Genomic DNA, 21,761 nt, shown 5'->3' with positions numbered 1-21,761 from the left:
GCTACCTGGCGCGGATCCGGATGGGTCCGCGCCAGGTCGCGTCGGGGTCGAGACGTTCGCCGCGCTGGGTGATCTCGACCTCGCCGTCGCGGGCCAGTTGCCGCGCGACGTCGCGCGCCTGATCCATCAGGTCCCGCCAACCGTCCCCGCCCACGGCGCGCGCCGCATCGGACGGGCAGATGGACTTCTCCGGGCCTCGATCCCGGGCCATCTCGAGGATCGCGGTGCGCAGACGTTGCTCGGTCACCACATCCAGTGAAGACGAAGCGACCGGGGTCTGGCTAGAAAAGTGGAACACGTTCTAGTCTGTGCCCTATGAGTGACGAGCTGCTGCGCCATCCCATCCACTCCGGACACCTGCTCGCCGGCGCGCTCAAGCGCCACCGCGACAAGCCGCTGCTGTTCCTCGGCGACACCACGCTGACCGGCGGACAGCTCGCCGACCGCATCAGCCAGTACATTCAGGCGTTCGAGGCGGTCGGTGCGGGCACCGGCGCCGCCGTCGGCCTGCTCTCGCTCAACCGCCCCGAGGTGCTGATGATCGTCGGCGCCGGGCAGACGCAGGGTTACCGGCGCACGGCACTACACCCTCTCGGTTCGCTCGACGATCACGCCTACGTGCTGAGCGACGCCGGCGTCACATCGCTGATCATCGACCCCAACCCGATGTTCACGGAGCGGGCACTGGGGCTGCTGGCGAAGGTGGAGTCGCTCGAGCAGATCCTCACCATCGGTCCCGTCCCGCCGGAGCTCGCCGAATCGGGCGCCAGAGTCGTCGACCTCAACGCCGAGGCGGCCAAGTACGACCCGCAGCCGCTGGTCGCCGCCGATCTGGCGCCCGACCACATCACCGGGCTCACCTACACCGGTGGCACCACCGGAAAGCCCAAGGGCGTCATCATGACCAGCCAGGCCACCACCACGATGACCCAGATCCAGCTCGCCGAGTGGGACTGGCCGGAGAACCCGAAGTTCCTCATGATCACGCCGCTGTCGCACGCCGGCGCCGCGTACTTCCTGCCGACGGTGATCAAGGGCGGGCAGATGTACGTGATGAGCAAGTTCGACCCCGCCGAGGTGCTGCGCACCATCGAGGAGCAGCGCATCACCGCGACGTTCGTCGTGCCGTCGATGCTGTACGCGCTGATGGACCACCCGGATTCGCGCACCCGCGACCTGTCGTCGTTGGAGACCGTCTACTACGGCGCCTCGGCGATCAACCCGGTGCGGCTGGCCGAGGCGATCGAGCGCTTCGGCAAGATCTTCGCCCAGAATTACGGGCAGTCCGAGGCGCCGATGGCGATCTCGTATCTGTCCAAGGCCGACCACGACGACAAGCGGCTATCGTCGTGCGGGCGTCCGACGCTGTTCGCGCGCACCGCGCTGCTCGGCGAGGACGGTCAGCCGGTCGCCCGGGGGGAGGCCGGCGAGATCTGTGTCAGCGGACCGCTACTCGCCGGTGGCTACTGGGGACTGCCCGAGGCCACCGCGGAAACGTTCAAGGACGGCTGGCTGCACACCGGCGACATGGCCCGCGAGGACGAGGACGGCTTCTGGTTCATCGTCGATCGGGTCAAGGACATGATCGTCACCGGCGGCTTCAACGTCTTCCCGCGTGAGGTGGAGGACGTGATCGCCGAACACCCGGCCATCGCCCAGGTGTGTGTGGTGGGCGCGCCGGATGAGAAGTGGGGTGAGGCGGTGACCGCGGTGGTGGTGCTGCGCGACGGCGCCGGCCGCGACGAGTCGGCGGTCGCGGCGATGACCGCCGAGATCCAGGCCGCGGTCAAGGAGCGCAAGGGTTCGGTGCACACCCCCAAGCACGTCGAGGTGGTCGACGCGCTGCCGCTGACCGGGCTCGGCAAGCCGGACAAGAAGGCCGTGCGGGCGCGGTTCTGGGAGGGTGCGGCCCGCGCGGTCGGCTGAGCCTTGGCGTGAGCAGAATGGGCCGCGTGCCCGGCTCCGACATCACCGAGACCGTCGACGCGGTGTGGCGGATGGAGGCCGCCAGAATCGTCGCGACGCTGACCCGCACGGTCGGCGACGTCGGCATGGCCGAGGACCTCGCGGCCGACGCGCTGGTCGATGCGCTCACGCAGTGGCCGTCCACCGGCGTACCGCGCAACCCCGGCGCCTGGCTCACCACGGTGGCCAAACGCAAGGCCATCGACATCTGGCGCCGCCGCGACACCCTCGACGCCAAATACGCCGAGATGGCCCGCGACCTCGAAACCCATCTCGACGAACCGGCCTGGGACCCGGACCGCATCGACGACGACGTGCTGCGGCTGATCTTCACCGCCACCCACCCGGTGCTCTCGCGGGAGAACCAGATCGCGCTCACGCTGCGCATCGTCGGCGGCCTGACCACCGACGAGATCGCCCGCGCCTTCATCACCTCGAAAGCCACTGTGGCACAACGCATCGTCCGCGCCAAGAAGATGCTCGCCGCCGCGCACGTGCCGTTCGAGGTGCCGCCGCGCGAGGAGTACCCCGCCCGGCTGTCGGCCGTGCTCAGCGTCATCTACCTCATCTTCAACGAGGGTTACTCGGCGTCGTCCGGGCAGCGCTGGATCCGTGACGAACTGTGCAGTGAGGCGCTGCGGCTGGGTCGTATCCTCGCGGCGCTGACTCCGGACGAACCCGAGGTGCACGGATTGGTCGCGCTGATGGAACTGCAGGCGTCGCGCTTCGCCGCGCGCACCGCCCCCGACGGCAGCCCGATCCTGCTCGAGGACCAGGACCGTGCGAAATGGGAACGCGCCCAGATCGGCCGGGGCGTCGCCGCGCTGCAGCGCGCGGCGGCGGCGATCGACCGGCGCGGCACCGGCTGGGGCCCATACGCACTGCAGGCCGCGCTCGCCGAATGCCACGCCACCGCACCGTCGGCCGCCGAGACCGACTGGCCGCGCATCGTGCTGCTCTACGACGGGCTGCTGCAGGTGGCGCCGTCGCCGGTGGTCGAGCTCAACCGCGCGGTCGCCGTCGCGATGGCCGACGGACCGGCCGCCGCGCTGCCGATCGTCGATGCGCTGACCGGGCTCGACGGGTCCTACCTGCTGCCCAGCGTGCGCGGCGAGCTGCTGGCCCGGCTGAAGCGCACCGCCGACGCGGCGGCCGAATTCGAGCGCGCCGCGGCGCTGGCCGACAACGAGCGCGAACGCGAGGTGCTGACCGGGAAAGCCCGTCGCATGCGGCAGCGGTGACGTGGCACCATGGCGGAGGTGACGGTGCGCGCGGCGCTCTTCGACTTCTCCGGAACCCTGTTCCGCCTCGAAGAGAACGAAGGCTGGTTCTCCGACATCCGGGTGGACTCGCAGGCGGTGGACGGCCATGTGCAGGCGGAGCTGATGCGCCGCCTGACGCAACCCACCGGGACGACGGTCGAGATGACTCCCGAAGCGCACCACGCCTGGACCAACCGCGACCTGGAACCGGCGCTGCACCGGGAGGCCTACCTGCACGTGCTGCGCGAATCCGGGCTGGCCGATCACCACGCCGAATCGCTCTACCAGCGGGCCATCGACCCGTCCTGCTGGACGCCCTACCCCGACACCGGTGAGGTGCTGGCCGGCCTGCGGGCGCAAGGCATCAGAACCGCGGTGGTGTCCAACATCGCGTTCGACGTGCGGCCGGCCTTCGCGGCGATCGGCGCGGACCGCGACGTCGACGAGTTCGTGCTGTCGTTCGAAGTCGGTGCCACCAAACCGGATCCGCGGATCTTCACCGCCGCGCTGGACCGGCTCGGCGTGGCCGCCGAGGACGCGGTCATGGTCGGCGACAGCGACGAGGCCGACGGCGGGGCGCGGGCACTGGGGTGCGCGTTCCTGCTGGTGGATCCGCTGCCCACCGCGGAGCGCCACAGCGGTCTGCGGGACGCGCTGGCCACCATCGGCATCGACGTCTGAGGAGGAGCACCGTGCCCGAACAGCGGATCCGGCCGCCGTGGTGGCTCAAGTACGTCAACAAGGTGATGATCGCCGTCAACAAGCTGGGATTCGGCTTCGGCGGCAACGGCCCCGTGGTGCTCACGGTCGCGGGCCGCAAGACCGGTAAGCCGCGGTCGACGCCGATCACGCCGATGACCGTCGACGGCCGCCGCTACGTGGTGGCCGGGCTGCCGGGGTCGGACTGGCCCGCGAACGCCAGGGCGGCCGGGGTGGCGGAGGTGCGCACGGGCCGGCGCACCGAACGGGTGCGGATGGTGGAGATGTCGCCCGAGGAGGCCCGGCCGCTGCTGCGGCAATTCCCGATCCTGGTGCCCACCGGCGTCAGCTTCGTCAAGAACGCCGGGCTGGTCACCGGGCCGAACCCCGACGAGTTCGAGGCCCTGGCAGGGCGACTCGCGGTGTTCCGGTTCGACCCCGTTACCGTGTGACGCCATGAGCGACAACCCGTTCGACCCGTCGGCCTGGCAGCCGGTGCCCGGGTTCGATCTGACCGACATCACCTACCACCGCCACGTCGTCGACGGCACGCCGCAGCCGACGGTGCGCGTCGCGTTCGACCGGCCCGAGGTGCGCAACGCGTTCCGGCCGCACACGGTCGACGAGCTCTACCGCGTGCTCGACCACGCCCGCATGTCCCCCGACGTCGGCGTCATCCTGCTGACCGGCAACGGCCCGAGCCCCAAGGACGGCGGCTGGGCGTTCTGCTCGGGTGGCGATCAGCGCATCCGCGGGCGCACCGGCTACCAGTACGCCTCCGGGGAGACCGCCGAGACCGTGGACGCGGCCCGCGCCGGGCGCCTGCACATCCTCGAGGTGCAGCGGCTGATCCGGTTCATGCCGAAGGTGGTGATCTGCCTGGTCAACGGGTGGGCCGCCGGCGGAGGACATTCGTTGCACGTCACCTGCGACCTGACGCTGGCCAGCCGCCAGTACGCCCGGTTCAAGCAGACCGACGCCGATGTCGGCAGCTTCGACGGCGGGTTCGGCAGCGCCTACCTCGCCCGCCAGGTGGGGCAGAAGTTCTCCCGGGAGATCTTCTTCCTCGGCCGCGCCTACGACGCCGAGCAGATGCACGCGATGGGCGCGGTGAACGCCGTCGTCGACCACGCCGACCTGGAATCCGAGGCGCTGCAGTGGGCGGCCGAGATCAACGGCAAGTCGCCCCAGGCGATCCGGATGCTGAAGTTCGCGTTCAACCTCATCGACGACGGGCTGGTGGGTCAGCAGGTGTTCGCCGGTGAGGCAACGCGATTGGCATACATGACCGACGAAGCCGTCGAGGGCCGCGACGCGTTCCTGCAGAAGCGCGACCCGGACTGGTCGGGCTTCCCGCGCTACTTCTGACGAGGGTTCGGTGTAGTTGGTCGCGCCCAGCGCGACCGACTACACCGAAATCGCTCAGTGCGGGTCGACGAACGACTTCAGTTCGCGGCGGCGCATCTTCTGGATGACCGCGTGGTGCCTGCGCGCGTGGTAGGCCAGCGGGGTGTAGGTGATCCGCTCCGGCAGAACGCGGTACGCGACGCGGATGACCCGCCAGATGTTCTCCAGCCTGCGCTGGTCGCGGTCGGTCCACTCGATGCCGAGGATGTCGCGGACCTCGGGCTCCATGACGCCGATGGTGGTCAGGTACGTGGCGTCGAACACCGGCCGCAACACCTTGCGCAGCGCCCAGCGCACGGGCGCGGGCAGCGAGGGCGGCAGCTGGCCGCGCTTCATCTCGCCGATGATCTCCATGATGTACGGGTGCGCGACGAGCGTCTCGGCGACCATCTTCTTGAAGTAGACGTCGTATTCCTCCCGCGACTGCGGGAAGTGGCTCATCGGGACCTGGACGATCTTGGCCACCCGCACCGTGTCGCGGAACAGCGCGTCGAGCTCGTCCTCGGTGAACGGGCGGCCGAGCAGCAGCGGTGCGGCGGCCGCGGTGGTCACATAGGCGGTCGCGATCACCCAGGCGTACGCCTCGGGATTCAGCGCGCTGATGTGTCTGCCCTCGGCGTTGCGCATCTGCAGCGGCTGGTGCAGCCGGCGTAACCGGTTGCCCTCCTCGATGGCGGCCCGCCCACCGAAGATCCACTGCTGCACCGAATCCAGCGAGCGGATGGCGCGGCCCCCCGGATCGGTGAGGGCGACCGAATACTTCTGGGTGACGTCGCCGATCACCGGGTGCATGCCCTGCATCATGAATGCCGCCCCGTTCATCGGCAGGTACGTCCACTGCCCGGCCATCCACCCCAACAGCGAGTCCGGCTCGATCAGTTCGACCTGAGGTTCCAACACCGCGGCCTGCGTCATGACAGCACCCTCCCGACAAGTGACCTGTGCATCATTGCACCTGATCATGTTGCACTGTTCCAAGGCGGGTGGTCAACCGGTGGCGAAGATCAGCGCCCGGACGTACGTGTCGGCGAAGTCCCGCATCTGCGCCGGGGTGGACAGCACCGGCGGGGCGTCGGGCATCACGACCAGCGACTGGCTCAGCCGTACCAGTATCGCGGCGATCACCTCGGCGTCGGCCTCACTGCGATGGCCGATGTCGCTCCAGCACTGCGTGATTCGCTCAGCGACCATCGTCACCCCGACGCGGAACAGCGTGTTGGGCTCGTCGAGGAGGAATTCCAGCTCACCGTCGCGGATCAACTGCTGGATCCACCGGTTGGCGCGCAGCGCCTGCAGCGTGGCGACGAACCCGTGCAGCAGCCGTTCGACGCTGTCGTCGATGCGCTCGGATTCGCGGATCACGTCGGCGCGCATCCGGTTGACTTCGTAGGCCATGGCGGCGATGACCAGCTGTTCCTTGGTGCCGATCCGGCGGTACAGCGTGGTGCGGTTGACCCTCGCCGCCTTGGCGATGTCGTCGGCGTTGGTGCGCTGGATGCCGAATCGGGTGAACTGTTCGACGGCGGTCTGCAGGATGCGTTCGTCGGTGGCGTCACCGGTGACGGTGCCGCCCGCGAGCAGGGCCTCGACGGCCTCGGCGAGCGCCATGGTCACGACTATAGGGACCCGGGCACGACCAGACCCGTCTCGTAGGCGATCACCACCAGTTGCGCCCGGTCCCGGGCGTCCAACTTGGTGAGCAGGCGGCCGATGTGGGTCCGCGCGGTGGCGGGGCTGATGAACAGCCGCTCCCCGATCTCCTGATTCGAACAGCCCCGGCCCACCTCGGCGAGCACTTCGCGCTCGCGTTCGGTCAGACCCGCCAACCGTTCGGCGTCGACGACGGCTCGGGCCGCGACGGCACTGCTCATCACCCGCCGGGTGACCGCGGGTGAGAGCATCGCATCACCGGCCGCGACGACCCGCACCGCGCGGCGCAAGTCGTCGGGCGAGGTGTCCTTCAACAGGAACCCCGCGGCACCCGCGCGCACCGCGTCGAACACGTGCTCGTCGGTGTCGAACGTCGTCAGCACGATGACGTGCACATCGGCCAGCTGCGGGTCGGTGACGATCCGTCGCGTCGCGTCGACACCGTCCATCCCCGGCATCCGGATGTCCATCAGGACCACGTCGGGACGTTCGCGACGCACCGTGGCCAGCGCGGCCTCGCCGTCGGCCGCCTCACCGGCGACGCACAGGTCGTCGGAGCGTTCGAGCAGCATGCGCAGACCGGCCCGCACGAGTTCCTGGTCGTCGACCAGCACCACCCGGATCACCGCGGTCCCCCGACCGGCAGCACCGCCTGCACCACCCAGCCGCGCTCGGTCGGTCCGGCGTCCACCCGCCCGCCGAGCAGTTCGGCCCGCTCCCGCATACCGGCCAGTCCGAACCCCGGTACACCCTGCGGCGCAACGCATCCTCGGCCGTCATCACTGATGCTCACCGACAACACGCCCGGCTGACGGCGCACCTCGACGCGGGCGGTGGACGCCTGGGCATGACGCACGACGTTGGTCAGCGCCTCCTGGACGATCCGATACGCCGTGGACGCCACCACCGCGGGAATCTCCCAGCGACCCTCGTCGTAGGCCAGCTCGACGTGGACACCGCCGGCCGCGGCGGTGTCGGCCAACTCGTCGAGCCGGTCGAGTCCCGGCGACGGATTCTCGGCGGCGCGCAGCGAACCGACCGTCGCGCGCAGCTCGCGCAACGCGCCGCCGGCGATCTCGCGCACCGCCGCCACCGCACGCCGGGCGGACACCACGTCGGGCTCCTCGTCACCGAGCGTCTCCCGGGCGACCTCGCTGTGCAGGGTGATCGCGGTCAGCGCGTGGGCCAGTGCGTCGTGCAGCTCGCGGGCGATCCGCAACCGCTCCTGTTCCACCCGGCGTACCGCCTCGTGTTCGCGCTCCTCGGCTGCCGTCGCCGCCTGACGGCGCAACTGTTCCCGCCAGCCGCGGCGGGATCGGACGGCATCACCCAGCGCGACCGTCGCCGCCATCATCCCGGCTTGCGACAGGAGGTCGTAGCCGAACAGCCACGCGACGCTGTCCCCCTCCGCCACCCGCGCGACGGCTGATACAGCCGTCAGCGCCACCGCGCATCCGACCGCCCAGCGCAGGTGACCGCGTTCGGCGGCCGAGTACAGCACCACGACGACCGGCAACGCCAACGGCAGCGCGGGCTGGCCCAACGCGTGATAGTTGATCACCAAGAATACCGAGACCAACAGCGCGACAACGGGATAACGCCTGCGCGGCAGGGTCAGCGCCGCGAACACCAGCGCCAGCGCGTATGCCGGCCAACCCGGTTCGGCTGCACTGTCATCCAGGCGCGCGGTGATCGCCGCCGCGAGCGTGCAGAAGACGAGCAGCGCGACGGCAGCGTCGACGCCGAACTGTCTGGCGCGCCGGCGGTCCACATCCACAGGGTAGGAGCGTCGGCGTTCCGACGGCAGCCGGAAAGGCGAGATCGCGACATCTGACGTAGGCACGTGCCCGCACGGTGCGTCGAGATGCGTACGAAGATGTCGCGTTCCGTTCGATGACGGCCGACTCGGGCGCCAATAGCGTTGCACCGCATCAGTCCGTTCGACTCGAGGAGACCCCGTGGGCACACGTCCGGCCGTCGCGGCGACCATCGCCTTCGCCGCCGTCGCCACCTTCGCGTTCGGGACGCTGGCGTCCGAGACGCTATTGCTGTACCCGAACATCTTCGCCGACGTGCCGGCATCGCTGGAGACGGCGCTGGCCTTCATGGCGGCCACGTCCCCGAATGACGTGCTGCCCCCGATCGGAGCGGCGTCGATCCTCACAGCGATCGTCGCGGTCCTCGCCACGCTGCGGCGGCCTGCGGTGCGGTGGTGGGTGATCGCGGCGACCGGCGCGCTGGTGTTCGGCCAGTTCCTGTTCTCGGCGTACTGGTTCTGGCCGCGCAACGCGATCATGTTCACCGAGGGCGCCGCGGTGCACAGTGCGGCCTACCTGCAGCAGGTCGCCACCGAGTTCCAGAACGGGCACTGGGTCCGGGTCATCACAGGGGCGCTGACGGCCGTGCTCGCCTTCGTCGCCATGCTGCGCATGCATCGCGAGGCCGTGCAGGCGGCGCGCCTAGACTCCACCGGTGAGCAAGAACCCGTTGCGCCGACTGTCTGAAAGCCTGCTGCTGACCAGCATGCGGCCCCCGCTGACCGAGAGCCTGCTGCAGCAGCGCTCCGGGATCGATCTGACCGGCAAGCGCATCCTGTTGACCGGTGCGTCGTCGGGCATCGGCGCCGCCGCCGCGCAGAAGCTCGCCCGTCGCGGCGCCACCGTCGTCGCGGTCGCGCGGCGTCGCGAGCTGCTCGACGAGCTGGTCGCCGGGATCACCGACGACGGCGGGCACGCGCTTGCCCGCGACTGCGACCTGTCGGACCTCGACGCCCTCGACGCGCTGGCCGCCGAGGTGGAGGAGCAGCTCGGCGGGGTCGACATCCTGATCAACAACGCCGGCAAGTCGATCCGCCGTCCACTGGCCGATTCACTGGACCGCTGGCACGACGTCGAGCGCACCATGACGCTCAACTACTACTCGCCGCTGCGGCTGATCCGGGCGCTGGCGCCGGGCATGATCGAACGCGGCGACGGCCACATCATCAACGTCGCGACGTGGGGTGTGTTCAGCGAGGCGTCCCCGCTGTTCGCGGTCTACAACGCATCCAAGGCGGCGCTGTCGGCGGTCAGTCGCGTCATCGAGACGGAGTGGGCCGCCAAGGGCGTGCACTCGACCACGCTGTACTACCCGCTGGTGAAGACCCCGATGATCGCGCCGACCCGCGCGTACGACGGGCTGCCCGCGCTGAGCGCCGAGGAGGCCGCGGACTGGATGGTCGAGGCGGCCCGGAACCGGCCGGTGCGCATCGCACCCCGCATGGCGGTGACCGCGCGGGCCGTCGACTCACTGGCTCCGAGCTGGGTCAACGCGGTGATGAAGCGTCAGCGGGTGCAGCCCCGCGGCTGAGCTGGGACTTAGGTTAGCCATGCCATACTCGCGATGTGGTCGAGTATGCGATCGAGATGGAGGGCGTCAGGCGCCGCTTCGGTGACAAGGAGGCGCTGCGCGGGGTCACCTTCTCGATGCCGGCCGGTTCGGTGCTCGGGGTTCTCGGCCCCAACGGCGCCGGCAAGACCACCACGATCAACATCCTGTCCACGCTCATCCGGCCCACCTCCGGCCGCGCCAGCGTCGCGGGTTTCGACGTGGTCAGGCAGGCCCGTGACGTCCGCAAGAGCATCGGTCTGACCGGGCAGTACGCCGCGGTCGACGAGGTGCTCACCGGCCGGGAGAACCTCATGCTGTTCGCGCAGCTGCGCGGGATGCCGCGCAAGAAAGCCGACGCGCGAGCCGACGAACTGCTCGAGAGCTTCCACCTCACCGACGCCGCCGACCGCCGCGTCTCCACCTACTCCGGCGGAATGCGCCGCCGCGTCGACATCGCCTGCGGTCTGGTGGTGCCGCCGAAGGTGGTGTTCCTCGACGAGCCGACCACCGGGCTCGATCCGCGCAGCCGCAAGGACGTGTGGGGGCTGGTGTCCACGCTCACCGACCATGGCATCAGCGTGCTCCTGACCACCCAGTACCTCGAGGAGGCCGACGCGCTGTCGGAGTCGATCGTCGTCATCGACCGCGGCACCGTCATCGCCGACGGCACCCCCGACGCGCTCAAACAGAAGGTGGGCGGCAGCTACTGCCAGGTGACCCCGGTCCACCCCGCCGATCTGCGCCGCGTCGCCGATGCGCTGGCTGGGATCGGCGGCCCGGACACCACCGCCGACGCCGACGAGTCCGCGGGCACGGTGTCGGTGCCCGCGCCGGACGGGCTGGCCACCCTCGGTGAGGTGTTCCGCCGGGTGGAGGCGCTCGGCGTCGAGGTCAGCGACATCGGGCTGCGCAAGCCCTCGCTCGACGAGGTGTTCTTCGCGCTGACCGGTGAAGGGCCCGCCCGCGAGGCCGTGGGTGTTTCGGGTGAGGCGGCCGGATGACCGCGCTGACCGTACTGACCCGGCGGTCGATGCTGGGCACGGTGCGCGACGGCGATCTCGTGTTCGCCATCGGCGGGCCGATCGCGTTCTTCCTGTGCTTCAACCTCACGCTGCGCAAGGTCATCGACACCGGCGCGATGAGCTATCCGCAGTACATCCTGCCGGTGATCGTCGTGCAGGCGATGATCTTCACCGCGATGTCGTCGGCCGACCGCGCCGCCCGCGACCACCTCACCGGCATGGGGGTTCGGCTGCGCTCGTTGCCGATCGAGGCCGTCGTCCCGGTGACCGCGCGCATGCTCTCGGCGCTGATCCGCGCGGTCGCCGCGCTGGCCGCCGCGATAGCCACCGGCTACGCGTTCGACTTCCGGTTCTCCGGCGGGGTGCTGGACACGGTCGCGTTCGTCGGGATAGCGCTGGTGCTGTCGGTGGCGCTGTCGCTGGGGGCGGATGCATTCGGGTCGGTGGCGAGCAGCGTGGAGGCGGCCGGTCAGACGCTGCTGGTGCCGCAGCTGCTGCTGGTGATGCTGTCGACGGGGATCGCCCCGGCCGACGCGTTCCCCGACTGGCTGGGCCCGTTCGTGCGCAACCAACCGGTGTCGCAGATCTCCGAGACCCTGCGCGGGCTCGCGGTCGGTGACGTCGGGCGCGACCACCTGCTGGTGAGCCTCGCGTGGTGTGTGGGTCTGCTGGCGGTGTTCGGGGCGGTGGCGCTGCGGATGCAACGGCGGACGCGCTAGTGAGGCACGCTGCGCTGCACTCGACGCTGGTCTCCGAGACCAGGCTCCACGCCCGGCGCCTGCTCATGGGCTGGGGCCGCGCACCCGAGGTGCTGATCCAGTCGCTCGTGTTCCCCACTTTCCTGCTGGTGGTCTACAAACTGGTGCTCAGCGAATCGATCCGCGAGTTGACCGGCGACGACAGCCTCTACGGGCTGGTGCCGATGTGCGCGATCGCCGGTGCGCTGTTCGGCGCGCTGGGCACCGGTGTGGCGCTGCCTGTCGAGCGCGAGTCGGGACTGTTGAGCCGGCTGTGGACGCTGCCGGTCCACCGGGCCAGTGCGCTGATCGGCCGGCTGACCGCCGAGGCGGCGCGCGCGCTGGCCGGTTCGGTCATCATCACCGGTGTCGGAGTGGCGCTCGGCCTGCGGTTCACCCAGGGTTGTTTGGCCACAATCGCTTTCGTGTTCGTCCCGGTGCTGATGGTGGTGGGTTTCGCGACGGTGATCGTGGCGGTCGGGGTGCTGGCCAACGGCAAGAACATCGTGCTTGGGTTGTCGACGGTGTGCTTCCTGCTGCTGTTCTTCAACACCGGCATGGTGCCGGTCGAGGTGTTCCCCGAATGGCTGCAGCATGTGGTGCGGGCGCAGCCGATGTCACCGGCGATCGAGGCGATGCGCGGACTGGCCGAAGGCGGTCCGGTGCTGGTGCCGGTCCTGCAGACACTGGCGTGGGTGGGCGGGCTGCTGGCAGTGTTCGGCCCCATCGGCGTGCGCAATTACCGTGTCGCCGCCGAGTCGGGCACGTAGCAGTGATAGACACGAGCCATGGAGATCCTGGCCAGCCGGCTGCTGCTCCGGCCGGCGGACTACCAGCGGTCACTGCGGTTCTACCGTGACGGGATCGGCTTGGCCGTCGCCCGCGAATACGGCGGCGGCACGGTGTTCTATGCCGGGCAGTCGCTGATCGAACTCGCCGCGCACGGCGGGCCCGACGCCGGTGGGTCGATCTGGCTGCAGGTGCGCGACATCCACGCCGTGCAGGACGAATTGCGTGGCCGCGGCGTTGACATCGCCCGCGAGGCGCGGCAGGAGCCGTGGGGCCTGCACGAGATGCACGTGACCGACCCCGACGGTGTCACGCTGATCTTCGTGCAGGTGCCCGAGGACCATCCGCTGCGCCGCGACACTCGCGGCTGACTCAGCGCGCGGGGGCGGCCAGCGGCCAGCCCACCGAAGCCAGTCGAGCGGCCACCTGGTGGATCTCCTCGGGATTGGGTTCCTTGGCGATCACCTCGTGCACCGCGGCGCGGATCTCGTCCTCGGTGACGGTGTCCGCATCGGTGGCACGCAGGATCGACTGCGCGGCCTTGACGACCTGCTCCTCGGACAGCGAGCGCTTCAGCAGCGCCAGCAGCGGGAAGTAGTCGGTCGGCGGCACCCCGTCGGGATAGCCGTCATGCAGCCAGCTGAGCACCTTGTCCATCGCGCCGGTGTTTTCGGTCATGGTCACCTCACTCGATGAAGGAGAACGGGTTGACGCCGAAGTGGTGCTCGATCGTCGAGCGGGTGATCCACAGCAGGGCAAGCAGAATCACCGCCGCCACGACCGCGAACAGCAGCACCCCGAGGTACTTGAGTGCGGGGTTGCGCGCGTGGGCGTCGGGATTGCCCGCACCGGCCGAGTAGGCCACCAACCCGACGGCGAAGACCGCGGGCAGGCCGGCGCCGAGCACCAGCCCGACGATCAGTACCCGCAGGATGCTCTCCAGGTAAACCACGTTCGCGTCCTTCGGTAGTCGATGGGTCAGACGGCGGCGGCGTCTTTGGACTTCGTGGTGTCACGGACCTCGGCCGGCACCACGGAGTTGGTGGTGTGGTCCCAATCCGCGTTGACGTTGTTGTGGTCGACCTTCTGCTGCTGGGCGCGCCACCACATGTAGAACGACAGGCCGACCAGGATCAGGAAGATCAGCCCGTCACCGACGAGCTGCGTGGTGAGCCCGGCGACGGTGTGGGAGATCGAAAAGGCAAGGGCGCCCATTATTCCCGCTGCGGGTAGCGTCACCAGCCAGGCCACCGCCATCCGCCCGGCCACGGCCCAGCGCACCTGTGCACCGGGTTTGCCGACGCCGCTGCCCAGGATCGAGCCGGTGGCGACGTGGGTGGTCGACAGCGCCATGCCGGCGGCGCTCGAGCTCAGGATGATGGCCGCGGATGACGCCTCGGCCGCCAGCCCCTGTGGCGATTCGATCTCCACCAGGCCCTTGCCCAGTGTCCGGATCACCCGCCAGCCCCCGAGATAGGTGCCCAGGCCGATGGCGATCGCGCAACTGGCGATGATCCAGAACGGCAATCCGTCCTCGGCGACGTTGCCGCTGAGGTGTCCGGTGGTGATGAGGGCCAGCGCGATCACGCCCATCGTCTTCTGGGCGTCGTTGGTGCCGTGCGACAGCGCGACCAGGCTGGCGGTGGCGATCTGGCCCCAGCGGAAGCCCTGTTCGCGACGGTCGTGAGCCACCGTGCGGGTGATGCGGTAGACCAGCCAGGTCCCGCAACCGGCGACGATGCCCGCGATCACCGGCGCGGCCACGGCAGGGATCAGCACCTTCTGCGTCACGCCGGACCAGTTGACCCCGGCCAGTCCGATGGCCGCCAGACCGGCGCCGATGAGGCCGCCGAACAGGGCGTGCGACGAACTCGACGGGATGCCGAACAGCCAGGTCAGCAGGTTCCACAGGATGCCGCCGATGAGGCCGGCGAAGATGATCGTGAGCCCGGTGGAGGCATCGATGGTCGGCAGTAGCGACCCGGTCTCGCTGTCCTGGATGTTGAGCACCGAGGTGGTCACGGTGACCGCCACCTCCACGGACAGGAAGGCGCCGACGAGGTTGAGGACCCCGGCGAGCAGCACCGCGGTCTTGGGTTTCAGCGCCCGCGTCGCGATGGACGTCGCCATCGCGTTGCCGGTGTCGTGGAAGCCGTTGGTGAAGTCGAAAGCCAGTGCCGTCGCGATCAGCAGCACCAGGATGATGAACTCTGCGCTCGCGACCGCAATCATCAGTTGCCGCAAGCGAATCGGCTAATCGACGGCGCGACATGGCAACGCTCTCATCAGCACGTTTGCCGAAGATCGCCAGAGTTTCGACCGATGTTCAGATTGCCGACATCGACCCGACATACAGCTACTTCCCAGATTCGCGCCGGCGCTACCATCGGAATCGACCAACCACCCGTGGCCACGCCGCCACCCGACGCGGATCGAGGCGACTTGAACCGGTTTCTCACCAGGATCGTCGCCTGGGTCACCGCCGGATATCCGGAGGGTGTGCCCGGGCCGGACCGGGTGCCGCTGATGGCGCTGCTGCGCCGACGGCTCACCGACGACGAGGTGGCCGCCGTCGCCCGCGCGCTCACCGACCGCGGGGAGTTCGACGACGTCGACATCGGCGTGCTGATCACCTCGATCACCGACGAACTGCCCAGTCCCGAGGACATCGAGCGGGTCCGGACCCGGCTGTCCACCCACGGTTGGCCGCTCGACGATCCGCGTGAGACCGGGGAGGACGGATAGCCGTCCTGCGCGCCCTCGCCGTCCCGCCCGGCGCAGCGGCGCTCGACGTGCTGCCGGCCATCGACGACATGCTCGCCGGCCGGGGTCCCGCGCTGTTGCCCACACCGGCCGCCGACCCCGAACAGGGGGCAGTCCTGAGCGCGGCACTGCGCGCGGGGGAACCCATCGACGACGATGTGGCAGTGGTGGTCTCGACGTCGGGCACCACCGGCACGCCCAAGGGGGCGATGCTGACCGTGCCGGCACTGACCGCCAGCGCGCACGCCACGCACCGCCGTTTGGGTGGGGAGGGACGCTGGCTGCTCGCCCTGCCCGCCTACCACGTCGCCGGTCTGCAGGTGCTGGTGCGCAGCGCCGTGGCGGGCACAGCGCCGGTCGCGGTGGCCGCGAGTTTCGAACCCGCCGAACTGGTGTCCGCGATCGCGGCCATGGGTCCCGGGCGCAGGTATGCGTCGCTGGTGGCCGTGCAGCTGGACAAGGCGTTACGGGATCCGGCTGCTTCTGCTGCGCTGGCCGGCTTGGATGCGGTGCTGATCGGCGGGGGGCCGATGCCCGCCGGTCTGGCCGAAAAGGCCTCAGCGGCCGGAGTTTCGGTGGTGCGCACCTACGGGATGAGCGAGACCGCCGGAGGGTGCGTCTACGACGGCGCGCCCCTGGACGGGGTGCGGATTCGCCTCGACAACGCCCGGATCGTACTGGGCGGACCGACGGTGGCGAAGGGCTATCGCAATGCGGTGCAGCCGGATCCGTTCGCCGAACCCGGCTGGTTTCGTACCGATGACATCGGCACGCTGGACGACGGCGGCATGCTTCGCGTGCTGGGTCGGGTGGACGACGCGATCAGCACCGGCGGGCTGACCGTGCTGCCGTCGCTGGTCGAAGCGGTGCTGGGCCGGCACCCCTCTGTGGCCGAATGCGCGGTGTTCGGTGTGCCCGACTCCCGGCTCGGTCAGCGGGTGGTCGCCGCGGTGGTGGTGGCCGGGGATGCGTCTGCGCCGACGCTCGATTCGCTACGGGATTGGGTGGCTGCGTCCCTCGATGCCACCGCGGCGCCTCGGGAGCTGCACGTGGTCACCGACCTCCCGCGTCGGGGTATCGGCAAGGTGGACCGCCGCGCGCTCACCGCGAGGTTCGGCTGAGCTCGGCGTCGCCGGTGGCTGAGCGCGCTCAGCGCCGACTCAGCTGAGCGCGCTCAGGGGATCGGTTTGAGCGGATCGTGCCCGATGGACATCAGACGGTGTCGCCAGTTCTCCTGTCCCGCTTTAGGTTCCATGTCCACGCCACGTTCGGCGTGTACTCGTTCCACCACCCGGCGCATCGTGTGCTCATCGTCGGCGGTCAGGTCCACCCGGCGCTTCTGCAAGACGTCGAGCACCTTGCGGCCGGTCTCGGTGCCGGCCTGGTCGGGCAGTTCCTCGCTCGTCTCCATGGCGTCGCGGGTGCGCAGCCAGTCCATGAGTTCGCGCGAGGTCATGTTCACCACGCGGTGGAATTCGTTCCAGAGGTCGTCATCGACCTCGACGTGTCGGGTCACTTCCCTTCACCTCCTCGAGGACGGCTACCCGGCTTGCCGGGGCGCTAAGCGCTCTCGTCGGCCCGGGTTGGCCCTGAAAGTCATCCCCAGTGGCGAGTTGGTCCACAGGCTTGGCCGGGGCGGTCTTCGGGGAGGGCTCGTGTCGTACCCGGGTGGCATGATCGAAACCATGTTCGAAGGAGTCGGGGCGGGTGGGTTGCTCGACGCGATGCGCGACGCGCAACGCGCCGAACGCCGCGACACCGCGCGCCGACTGCTGGCGATGGGCCGGTTCACCCAGCAGCGCCTCGCCGACGCCGGAGATGAACACGGCAACTGGTGTGTCGATGACTGGGAGGCCATCGCCGCCGAAATCGCCGCCCAACTCGGCTGGAGCCGCCAACGCGCCTCCTCGCAGATGAACCAGGGTGTGACCCTGCTCGAGCGGCTACCGCGGCTGGCCGAGGTATTCGCCGCCGGCGAGGTCGACCCCTGGATCATCACCGTCAGCGTCTACCGCACCGGCCTGCTCGTCGACCCCGACGCCCTGGCCGCGGTCGACGCGCTGTTGGCCGAGCAGGCGCCCTACTGGAACGCCCGCTCCCGCGAGCGGGTCGCCGAACTGATCGACTGGATCGTCGTGCAACACGACCCCGACGCGGTGCGCCAGGCCACGCAGGCCGAAGTCGATCGCCACATCGGGTTCGCCCCCGACATCAACGGCATGACCGACATCTATGGGTCGGTGCGCGCCACCGCGGCCGCCGCACTCGACGCCCGGTTGAATGCCATGGCCGCCACGGCGTGCCGCCACGATCCCCGCACCACCACACAGCGCCGCACCGCAGCTCGGTGGCGGTTTCGTGATCGACGATGACCGCCCACTCGGCGATACCGATCTTGCCCGCGCCTGCCTGCGCGACGGCCTTCGGCGAGTCCTCCGCCACCTCGACGAAGCTGCACCCCGACAACCCGTTCACCTCGCCGACGGCGGACTGACCCTGCCGTGTCTGTGCGACACCCACGACTGCCCCGCCACAGAGACCACCTCGGCTTCACCTGCCTCGGGCGCTCACACCGTCATTCATGTGCTGCCCGACCCGCCGAACGACGACGCCGAAGCGGCCGAACAGGCCGGTGCCACCACTACCGCCGCAACCGGTGGGCGGCGTGTCGTTCACCTGTATCCGACGCAGTCGACCCTCGACGGCGCCGGCACCACCCCGGCCCTGCTGGCCGGGTACGGGGCGCTGCCCGCCGCGGCGCTACGCGACCTGGCCACCCGCGCCGCCGTCCGCCACCTCCGACTCCCCACCGACTTCGGCGTCGAAGACCACTACCGCCCCTCAGCAGCGCTGGCCGACTGCATCCGCGCCCGCGACCTGACCTGCCGCTTCCCCGGCTGCGATCACCCCGCCGAATCCTGCGACATCGACCACACCATCCGCTGGCCGGCCGGGCCCACCCACCCGGCCAACCTCAAACTGCTCTGCCGCACCCACAAGTGATTGGGTGAAGAACGTTTGACACTGCGGTACACCTGACCTGCGGAAACTGGCGTACAGTCGGCGTCATGTCGCACCCCGACACCCCTGATCGCGATGAGTACGTCCAGCGGGCGGTGGACGCTGCCCCACCGTTGTCCGCAGAGCAACGCAAGGCGCTCGCAACTTTGCTGCAAATCGACACGGCGGCGATGGCGAAACGGGCGGCTGGCTCCACCTCCGACTAGCTGGATTGGTTCTGGTCGCGTTCAACAAGCGTCGGCTGATTCTGATTCACGCGCTCCCACTCGTAACCAGCTTCGTCTTCGAAACCGATTCCAATCTGTAGTCGCAAGTCAGGTCTCGTAACGCGGTAAGCCACAGTGACTGACGCGTTCGGCCCCAGTGACGGAGGCCAGTCCTTTTGCATTTGACCCAACATAGCCTGCTGAATGGCTTTAGAAACTTGTGGCGTAATCTGCTGCGCGAGCATGTCACGGTATTGATTCTGTGGCGCAAACTGTTGTCCGAGCAGGCCAGCGAAAGGATTTGGGTCCATCGCACCGCCTAGCCGGCCGCCCAATGCGCCACCGATACTTCCGCTGAAAGCATCCGAGATAATGCGTTGGAAACTGCCGGAGATATCGAGTTTTCCAGTGGCTTTGACGAATCCGTCTGGAACTTCTTGGTTGTTGCCGTCAAACGCTGCCACAACAACCTTCAGATTGTTGATAGCTCCGGCGCTGGCATTCTGAACGTGCGCCATCCAGATGTCGTCATTACCGAATAACACAGATTTGGCGATCTCCGGAACCACTTTGCGGGCCTGTGCCGCAATCCGATCCTTCTCAGCACGTTGCAATTCGGCTAGCTGTTTGTCTCGGTCCGCCCTTTCTTGACGATTCTTGCGTAATTGAACGAAGAACGTCGCCAGCGCTACGAGAACACCTATGGAGCTCAGAGCCGACCCCCCCGCGACGAGGATCTGCAACCAGTCTGGAACGGGACTCGGTGCTGGGGCGGCCATAATCACCGGTGGCAAGGAACCGCCTCCTTCGACACTTGAAAGAACCATGTACATAGGGGGATCAGGTTAACCGGACACTCCGACAAAAGTGGCGACGACAGCTAGGCGGACTAACGTCAGATCCGTGGTTCACAATTGAGTCATGCCGACACGCGACAGAACCATCACCAGAGCAGAACCGTGCAAGCAGTGCGGAAAGCCGGTTAAGCAGACCATACGTACCTGGACTAGCCCGAGCGGACAGTTCATCAAAGAGAGCCCTGTCGGGGCCGAGTGCACGGATGACTGCGTTGGGGCCGTCTAGCCATGAGCGATGAGGACAAATCACCGACTGTCGAAACGGGCTACGAGTGGTTGAACGAGCGCATCGGCCACGCAATCGAACGGTTGACATCTGTTCGCGTGTCCGATCCTTCCGCGATCCTCGATGACGACCGGTTCTTTCACCCCATTCACCGGACACTAAGTCAAGATATTGCGCAATGCCTGCTTAGCGCACTCGACCACCTACGTTGCTTAGTGCTAACACTTAAGACGCTGGACAAGCCACACCCATACGCTCAAGCCACGATGATTCGAACGGCGATCACCGGGGCGGCGACGGCCCTATGGATGGCCAGCGCCAGTACACGGGACGAACGTCGTTGCCGAGCGATGGAGTTCATGTTCAACGACCTGAAGTCCCAACTAGCTTGGATGAAAACCACCAAGACGGAGCCTATGCATCAGCAGCGACCGGCTGCGGAGACCGCGACTTTCGACGCTTGGGAAGCTGACATCGAACGACGACTCGATTGGATAGTGCAACAGGCGAATTCGTGTCTTGCTCCATCAATACCATTCACGCGTCGGACCTACGGTCAGCGGACCACTAGCGATACGGACATGGTAAGAGCCGCTGGGAAGCTCACAACCGCAATAGGTACGGGCGGCTGGGATTCCGAATTGGTACTGCTCAACACCTGGCAGATGCTCAGCGGCTATGCACACGCGCGGCCGTGGGCAGCGCCGCTTGGAAGTACTCTGATCGTCCGAGACCCGACTCCGGACCCAACGACTGGCACCGTCACGGTTGCGGTCGAAGGGAATCCAGATCGATTACTCGACTTCGCTTTTAGAGCAGTTATTGTTGCCGAAGTCGGAGTGATGACGTTAGAGGAACTTGCCCGATAGATCGGATACTGTGACGCGCAACGCCGATGCTCACGTCGCCGACTCGTCGGTCAGTACCGAATAGGTGGCGTAGCGGCTGATCGTGCGCCAGCCGGGATCGGTGAGGTTTCGAGACCGTCCCATCGGTCGGATGCACGCCACTCGGATTCCGTCACTGCCGGTCACCTGTTCGAACGGCACCAGAACCGCGTCAACTCGATTCAAGATGCGATTGATGCCGGTGTAGTCGCGTGTCAGCGTCCAGTCCACGTGGACGGCGACCTCCATCGCACGTGGGCCACGCCTGACAACAGCCGAAATTGTCTGCTCTAAGAAGCGAACCGTGACGAAATGAGCATCGACGTTCGGCCTGTTATCGGCGTTCAGCGACTCAGCTTCGAACACCGTCGCGGGGGTGATGCCGAGTGCGTTGAGGTCAGGATGGGCGGTGATGGCTTCGAAGATTGCTATCGGCATCACGCGGTGCTCACCGCTTCCGTAACCGTTTGACGGTACGGATTCCACGTCTGCGTGCTGCGCTCGTTTTGCGCACCGATGAGCGCTTCGACTTACGTACCGCTTTCGCCTGCTTGTGGAAACCCTTGGTCACTTCCCGTGACTCAGCGCGAGCGGCCTTATGGACGGCAACCACATCGAACCGGGAGTTGCGATGCATCGCCATCTTGCCCGCGTCAACGTAGACCCGGCGCTCATGGGTGCGTCTGATCTGGCGTCGCGTCGACGCAGTGCGGGTGCGGCTGGCCGGGTGCGCTTGGCCCGCTGCGACCGCTACACCGGCCACCGCCACTCCCACTGCGGCAGTGCCGAGCACACGGCGTCGAGTGCGCTTGTTCTGCGGCTCGTCGTCAGTGTTGGCCCGACGTGCGCCAGCCGCCCCAGTGGAGGCGAACCGGCCACGGCTGTCTCTGGGTTGTTGGCG

General features: G+C 68.3%; 28 protein-coding genes. 17 read left to right on the top strand and 11 right to left on the bottom strand.

The features are described 5' to 3' along the window. Nucleotide 1 precedes the first annotated feature (1 nt). A complete protein-coding gene (locus tag E4P42_RS00580; protein WP_135122411.1) occupies nucleotides 2–247 on the bottom strand; it encodes a DUF3253 domain-containing protein in 246 nt (81 codons plus the stop codon). Nucleotides 248–315: 68 nt separating this feature from the next. Here E4P42_RS00580 and fadD8 point away from each other — a divergent pair, with 68 nt between their 5' ends. The 5 genes from fadD8 to E4P42_RS00555 are packed head-to-tail and all read left to right on the top strand — an operon-like array spanning nucleotide 316 to nucleotide 5,294. After that, nucleotides 316–1,926: a fatty-acid--CoA ligase FadD8 gene (gene fadD8 / locus E4P42_RS00575; protein WP_135122410.1), complete on the top strand. Its 1,611-nt coding sequence runs from the start codon at nucleotides 316–318 to the stop codon at nucleotides 1,924–1,926. A gap of 17 nt (nucleotides 1,927–1,943) precedes the next feature. Next, complete coding sequence (locus E4P42_RS00570) at nucleotides 1,944–3,206, top strand: RNA polymerase sigma factor (protein WP_135122409.1); 1,263 nt, start codon at nucleotides 1,944–1,946, stop codon at nucleotides 3,204–3,206. Between the two features lie 9 nt (nucleotides 3,207–3,215). Then, nucleotides 3,216–3,908: an HAD family hydrolase gene (locus tag E4P42_RS00565; RefSeq protein WP_135122408.1), complete on the top strand. Its 693-nt coding sequence runs from the start codon at nucleotides 3,216–3,218 to the stop codon at nucleotides 3,906–3,908. A gap of 11 nt (nucleotides 3,909–3,919) precedes the next feature. Then, complete coding sequence (locus E4P42_RS00560; RefSeq protein WP_135122407.1) at nucleotides 3,920–4,378, top strand: nitroreductase family deazaflavin-dependent oxidoreductase; 459 nt, start codon at nucleotides 3,920–3,922, stop codon at nucleotides 4,376–4,378. A 4-nt stretch (nucleotides 4,379–4,382) separates the two neighbouring features. Continuing rightward, nucleotides 4,383–5,294 carry a 1,4-dihydroxy-2-naphthoyl-CoA synthase gene (locus E4P42_RS00555; RefSeq protein ID WP_135122406.1) on the top strand — a complete coding sequence of 304 codons (912 nt, stop codon included), beginning with the start codon at nucleotides 4,383–4,385 and terminating at the stop codon, nucleotides 5,292–5,294. Between the two features lie 54 nt (nucleotides 5,295–5,348). On the opposite strand, the gene E4P42_RS00550 is transcribed toward E4P42_RS00555, so the two are convergent. The 4 genes from E4P42_RS00550 to E4P42_RS27275 all read right to left on the bottom strand — a co-directional run bounded on the left by E4P42_RS00550 (nucleotide 5,349) and on the right by E4P42_RS27275 (nucleotide 8,754). After that, nucleotides 5,349–6,248, bottom strand: a complete 900-nt coding sequence (locus tag E4P42_RS00550) for an oxygenase MpaB family protein (protein ID WP_135122405.1) — start codon at nucleotides 6,246–6,248, stop codon at nucleotides 5,349–5,351. A 72-nt stretch (nucleotides 6,249–6,320) separates the two neighbouring features. Continuing rightward, nucleotides 6,321–6,941: a TetR/AcrR family transcriptional regulator gene (locus E4P42_RS00545; RefSeq protein ID WP_135122404.1), complete on the bottom strand. Its 621-nt coding sequence runs from the start codon at nucleotides 6,939–6,941 to the stop codon at nucleotides 6,321–6,323. An 8-nt stretch (nucleotides 6,942–6,949) separates the two neighbouring features. Continuing rightward, nucleotides 6,950–7,609 (bottom strand): response regulator transcription factor, encoded by a 660-nt coding sequence (locus E4P42_RS00540; RefSeq protein ID WP_256371137.1) that lies wholly within the window; start codon nucleotides 7,607–7,609, stop codon nucleotides 6,950–6,952. Continuing rightward, entirely contained in the window at nucleotides 7,606–8,754 is a 1,149-nt protein-coding gene (locus E4P42_RS27275) for a sensor histidine kinase (RefSeq protein ID WP_245233824.1), read from the bottom strand. The genes E4P42_RS00540 and E4P42_RS27275 overlap by 4 nt, the downstream gene beginning before the upstream one ends. Before the next feature lie 187 nt (nucleotides 8,755–8,941). On the opposite strand from E4P42_RS27275, the gene E4P42_RS00530 reads away from it, so the two are divergent. The 6 genes from E4P42_RS00530 to E4P42_RS00510 are packed head-to-tail and all read left to right on the top strand — an operon-like array spanning nucleotide 8,942 to nucleotide 13,271. Beyond that, the gene (locus E4P42_RS00530; protein ID WP_135122401.1) at nucleotides 8,942–9,487 is read left to right on the top strand and encodes a DUF1772 domain-containing protein; all 546 of its coding nucleotides are present in this window, start codon (nucleotides 8,942–8,944) and stop codon (nucleotides 9,485–9,487) included. Continuing rightward, nucleotides 9,456–10,331 (top strand): SDR family oxidoreductase, encoded by an 876-nt coding sequence (locus tag E4P42_RS00525; protein ID WP_135122400.1) that lies wholly within the window; start codon nucleotides 9,456–9,458, stop codon nucleotides 10,329–10,331. The genes E4P42_RS00530 and E4P42_RS00525 overlap by 32 nt, the downstream gene beginning before the upstream one ends. Nucleotides 10,332–10,387: 56 nt before the next feature. Continuing rightward, on the top strand, nucleotides 10,388–11,353 hold the full coding sequence (locus E4P42_RS00520; protein WP_371286970.1) for an ATP-binding cassette domain-containing protein: 966 nt from the start codon (nucleotides 10,388–10,390) through the stop codon (nucleotides 11,351–11,353). Then, on the top strand, nucleotides 11,350–12,093 hold the full coding sequence (locus tag E4P42_RS26850; protein WP_167759298.1) for an ABC transporter permease: 744 nt from the start codon (nucleotides 11,350–11,352) through the stop codon (nucleotides 12,091–12,093). The genes E4P42_RS00520 and E4P42_RS26850 overlap by 4 nt, the downstream gene beginning before the upstream one ends. After that, the gene (locus E4P42_RS26845; RefSeq protein WP_245233823.1) at nucleotides 12,093–12,881 is read left to right on the top strand and encodes an ABC transporter permease; all 789 of its coding nucleotides are present in this window, start codon (nucleotides 12,093–12,095) and stop codon (nucleotides 12,879–12,881) included. Before E4P42_RS26850 ends, E4P42_RS26845 begins: the two co-directional genes overlap by 1 nt. Nucleotides 12,882–12,899: 18 nt before the next feature. Further along, nucleotides 12,900–13,271: a VOC family protein gene (locus E4P42_RS00510; RefSeq protein WP_135122398.1), complete on the top strand. Its 372-nt coding sequence runs from the start codon at nucleotides 12,900–12,902 to the stop codon at nucleotides 13,269–13,271. Between the two features lies 1 nt (nucleotide 13,272). Here E4P42_RS00510 and E4P42_RS00505 read toward each other — a convergent pair whose 3' ends face one another. The 3 genes from E4P42_RS00505 to E4P42_RS00495 are packed head-to-tail and all read right to left on the bottom strand — an operon-like array spanning nucleotide 13,273 to nucleotide 15,132. Continuing rightward, complete coding sequence (locus E4P42_RS00505) at nucleotides 13,273–13,578, bottom strand: DUF3349 domain-containing protein (RefSeq protein WP_135122397.1); 306 nt, start codon at nucleotides 13,576–13,578, stop codon at nucleotides 13,273–13,275. A 7-nt stretch (nucleotides 13,579–13,585) separates the two neighbouring features. After that, entirely contained in the window at nucleotides 13,586–13,852 is a 267-nt protein-coding gene (locus E4P42_RS00500; protein WP_135122396.1) for a hypothetical protein, read from the bottom strand. 26 nt (nucleotides 13,853–13,878) lie between these two features. Then, nucleotides 13,879–15,132, bottom strand: a complete 1,254-nt coding sequence (locus tag E4P42_RS00495) for an inorganic phosphate transporter (RefSeq protein ID WP_135122395.1) — start codon at nucleotides 15,130–15,132, stop codon at nucleotides 13,879–13,881. A gap of 210 nt (nucleotides 15,133–15,342) precedes the next feature. Between E4P42_RS00495 and E4P42_RS00490 the strand changes: the two genes are divergently transcribed. Both E4P42_RS00490 and menE read left to right on the top strand, forming a co-directional pair. Further along, nucleotides 15,343–15,645 carry a DUF3349 domain-containing protein gene (locus E4P42_RS00490; RefSeq protein WP_135122394.1) on the top strand — a complete coding sequence of 101 codons (303 nt, stop codon included), beginning with the start codon at nucleotides 15,343–15,345 and terminating at the stop codon, nucleotides 15,643–15,645. 47 nt (nucleotides 15,646–15,692) lie between these two features. After that, a complete protein-coding gene (gene menE / locus E4P42_RS00485; protein WP_256371136.1) occupies nucleotides 15,693–16,784 on the top strand; it encodes an o-succinylbenzoate--CoA ligase in 1,092 nt (363 codons plus the stop codon). Between the two features lie 53 nt (nucleotides 16,785–16,837). On the opposite strand, the gene E4P42_RS00480 is transcribed toward menE, so the two are convergent. Next, a complete protein-coding gene (locus E4P42_RS00480) occupies nucleotides 16,838–17,179 on the bottom strand; it encodes a DUF3140 domain-containing protein (protein WP_135122392.1) in 342 nt (113 codons plus the stop codon). On the opposite strand from E4P42_RS00480, the gene E4P42_RS27655 reads away from it, so the two are divergent. The 3 genes from E4P42_RS27655 to E4P42_RS26840 all read left to right on the top strand — a co-directional run bounded on the left by E4P42_RS27655 (nucleotide 17,073) and on the right by E4P42_RS26840 (nucleotide 18,890). Next, nucleotides 17,073–18,035, top strand: a complete 963-nt coding sequence (locus E4P42_RS27655; RefSeq protein WP_135122391.1) for a DUF222 domain-containing protein — start codon at nucleotides 17,073–17,075, stop codon at nucleotides 18,033–18,035. The genes E4P42_RS00480 and E4P42_RS27655 overlap by 107 nt on opposite strands. Nucleotides 18,036–18,246: 211 nt before the next feature. Next, on the top strand, nucleotides 18,247–18,666 hold the full coding sequence (locus tag E4P42_RS00470) for an HNH endonuclease signature motif containing protein (protein WP_245233822.1): 420 nt from the start codon (nucleotides 18,247–18,249) through the stop codon (nucleotides 18,664–18,666). 65 nt (nucleotides 18,667–18,731) lie between these two features. Then, nucleotides 18,732–18,890, top strand: coding sequence for a hypothetical protein (locus tag E4P42_RS26840; protein ID WP_167759296.1), 159 nt, complete (start codon nucleotides 18,732–18,734; stop codon nucleotides 18,888–18,890). Here the strand turns inward: E4P42_RS26840 and E4P42_RS00465 are convergent. Next, nucleotides 18,887–19,723, bottom strand: coding sequence for a hypothetical protein (locus E4P42_RS00465; protein WP_135122389.1), 837 nt, complete (start codon nucleotides 19,721–19,723; stop codon nucleotides 18,887–18,889). The two genes, E4P42_RS26840 and E4P42_RS00465, sit on opposite strands and share 4 nt — an antisense overlap. Before the next feature lie 252 nt (nucleotides 19,724–19,975). Between E4P42_RS00465 and E4P42_RS00460 the strand changes: the two genes are divergently transcribed. Further along, the gene (locus E4P42_RS00460) at nucleotides 19,976–20,842 is read left to right on the top strand and encodes a hypothetical protein (RefSeq protein WP_135122388.1); all 867 of its coding nucleotides are present in this window, start codon (nucleotides 19,976–19,978) and stop codon (nucleotides 20,840–20,842) included. Nucleotides 20,843–20,872: 30 nt separating this feature from the next. Here the strand turns inward: E4P42_RS00460 and E4P42_RS00455 are convergent, their stop codons facing one another. Further along, nucleotides 20,873–21,346, bottom strand: coding sequence for a hypothetical protein (locus tag E4P42_RS00455; protein ID WP_135122387.1), 474 nt, complete (start codon nucleotides 21,344–21,346; stop codon nucleotides 20,873–20,875). Between the last annotated feature and the right edge of the window lie 415 nt (nucleotides 21,347–21,761).

The organism is Mycobacterium sp. PS03-16 (assembly GCF_004570325.1).
Classification (GTDB): domain Bacteria; phylum Actinomycetota; class Actinomycetes; order Mycobacteriales; family Mycobacteriaceae; genus Mycobacterium.
This window is presented reverse-complemented; position numbering and strand designations above follow the sequence as displayed.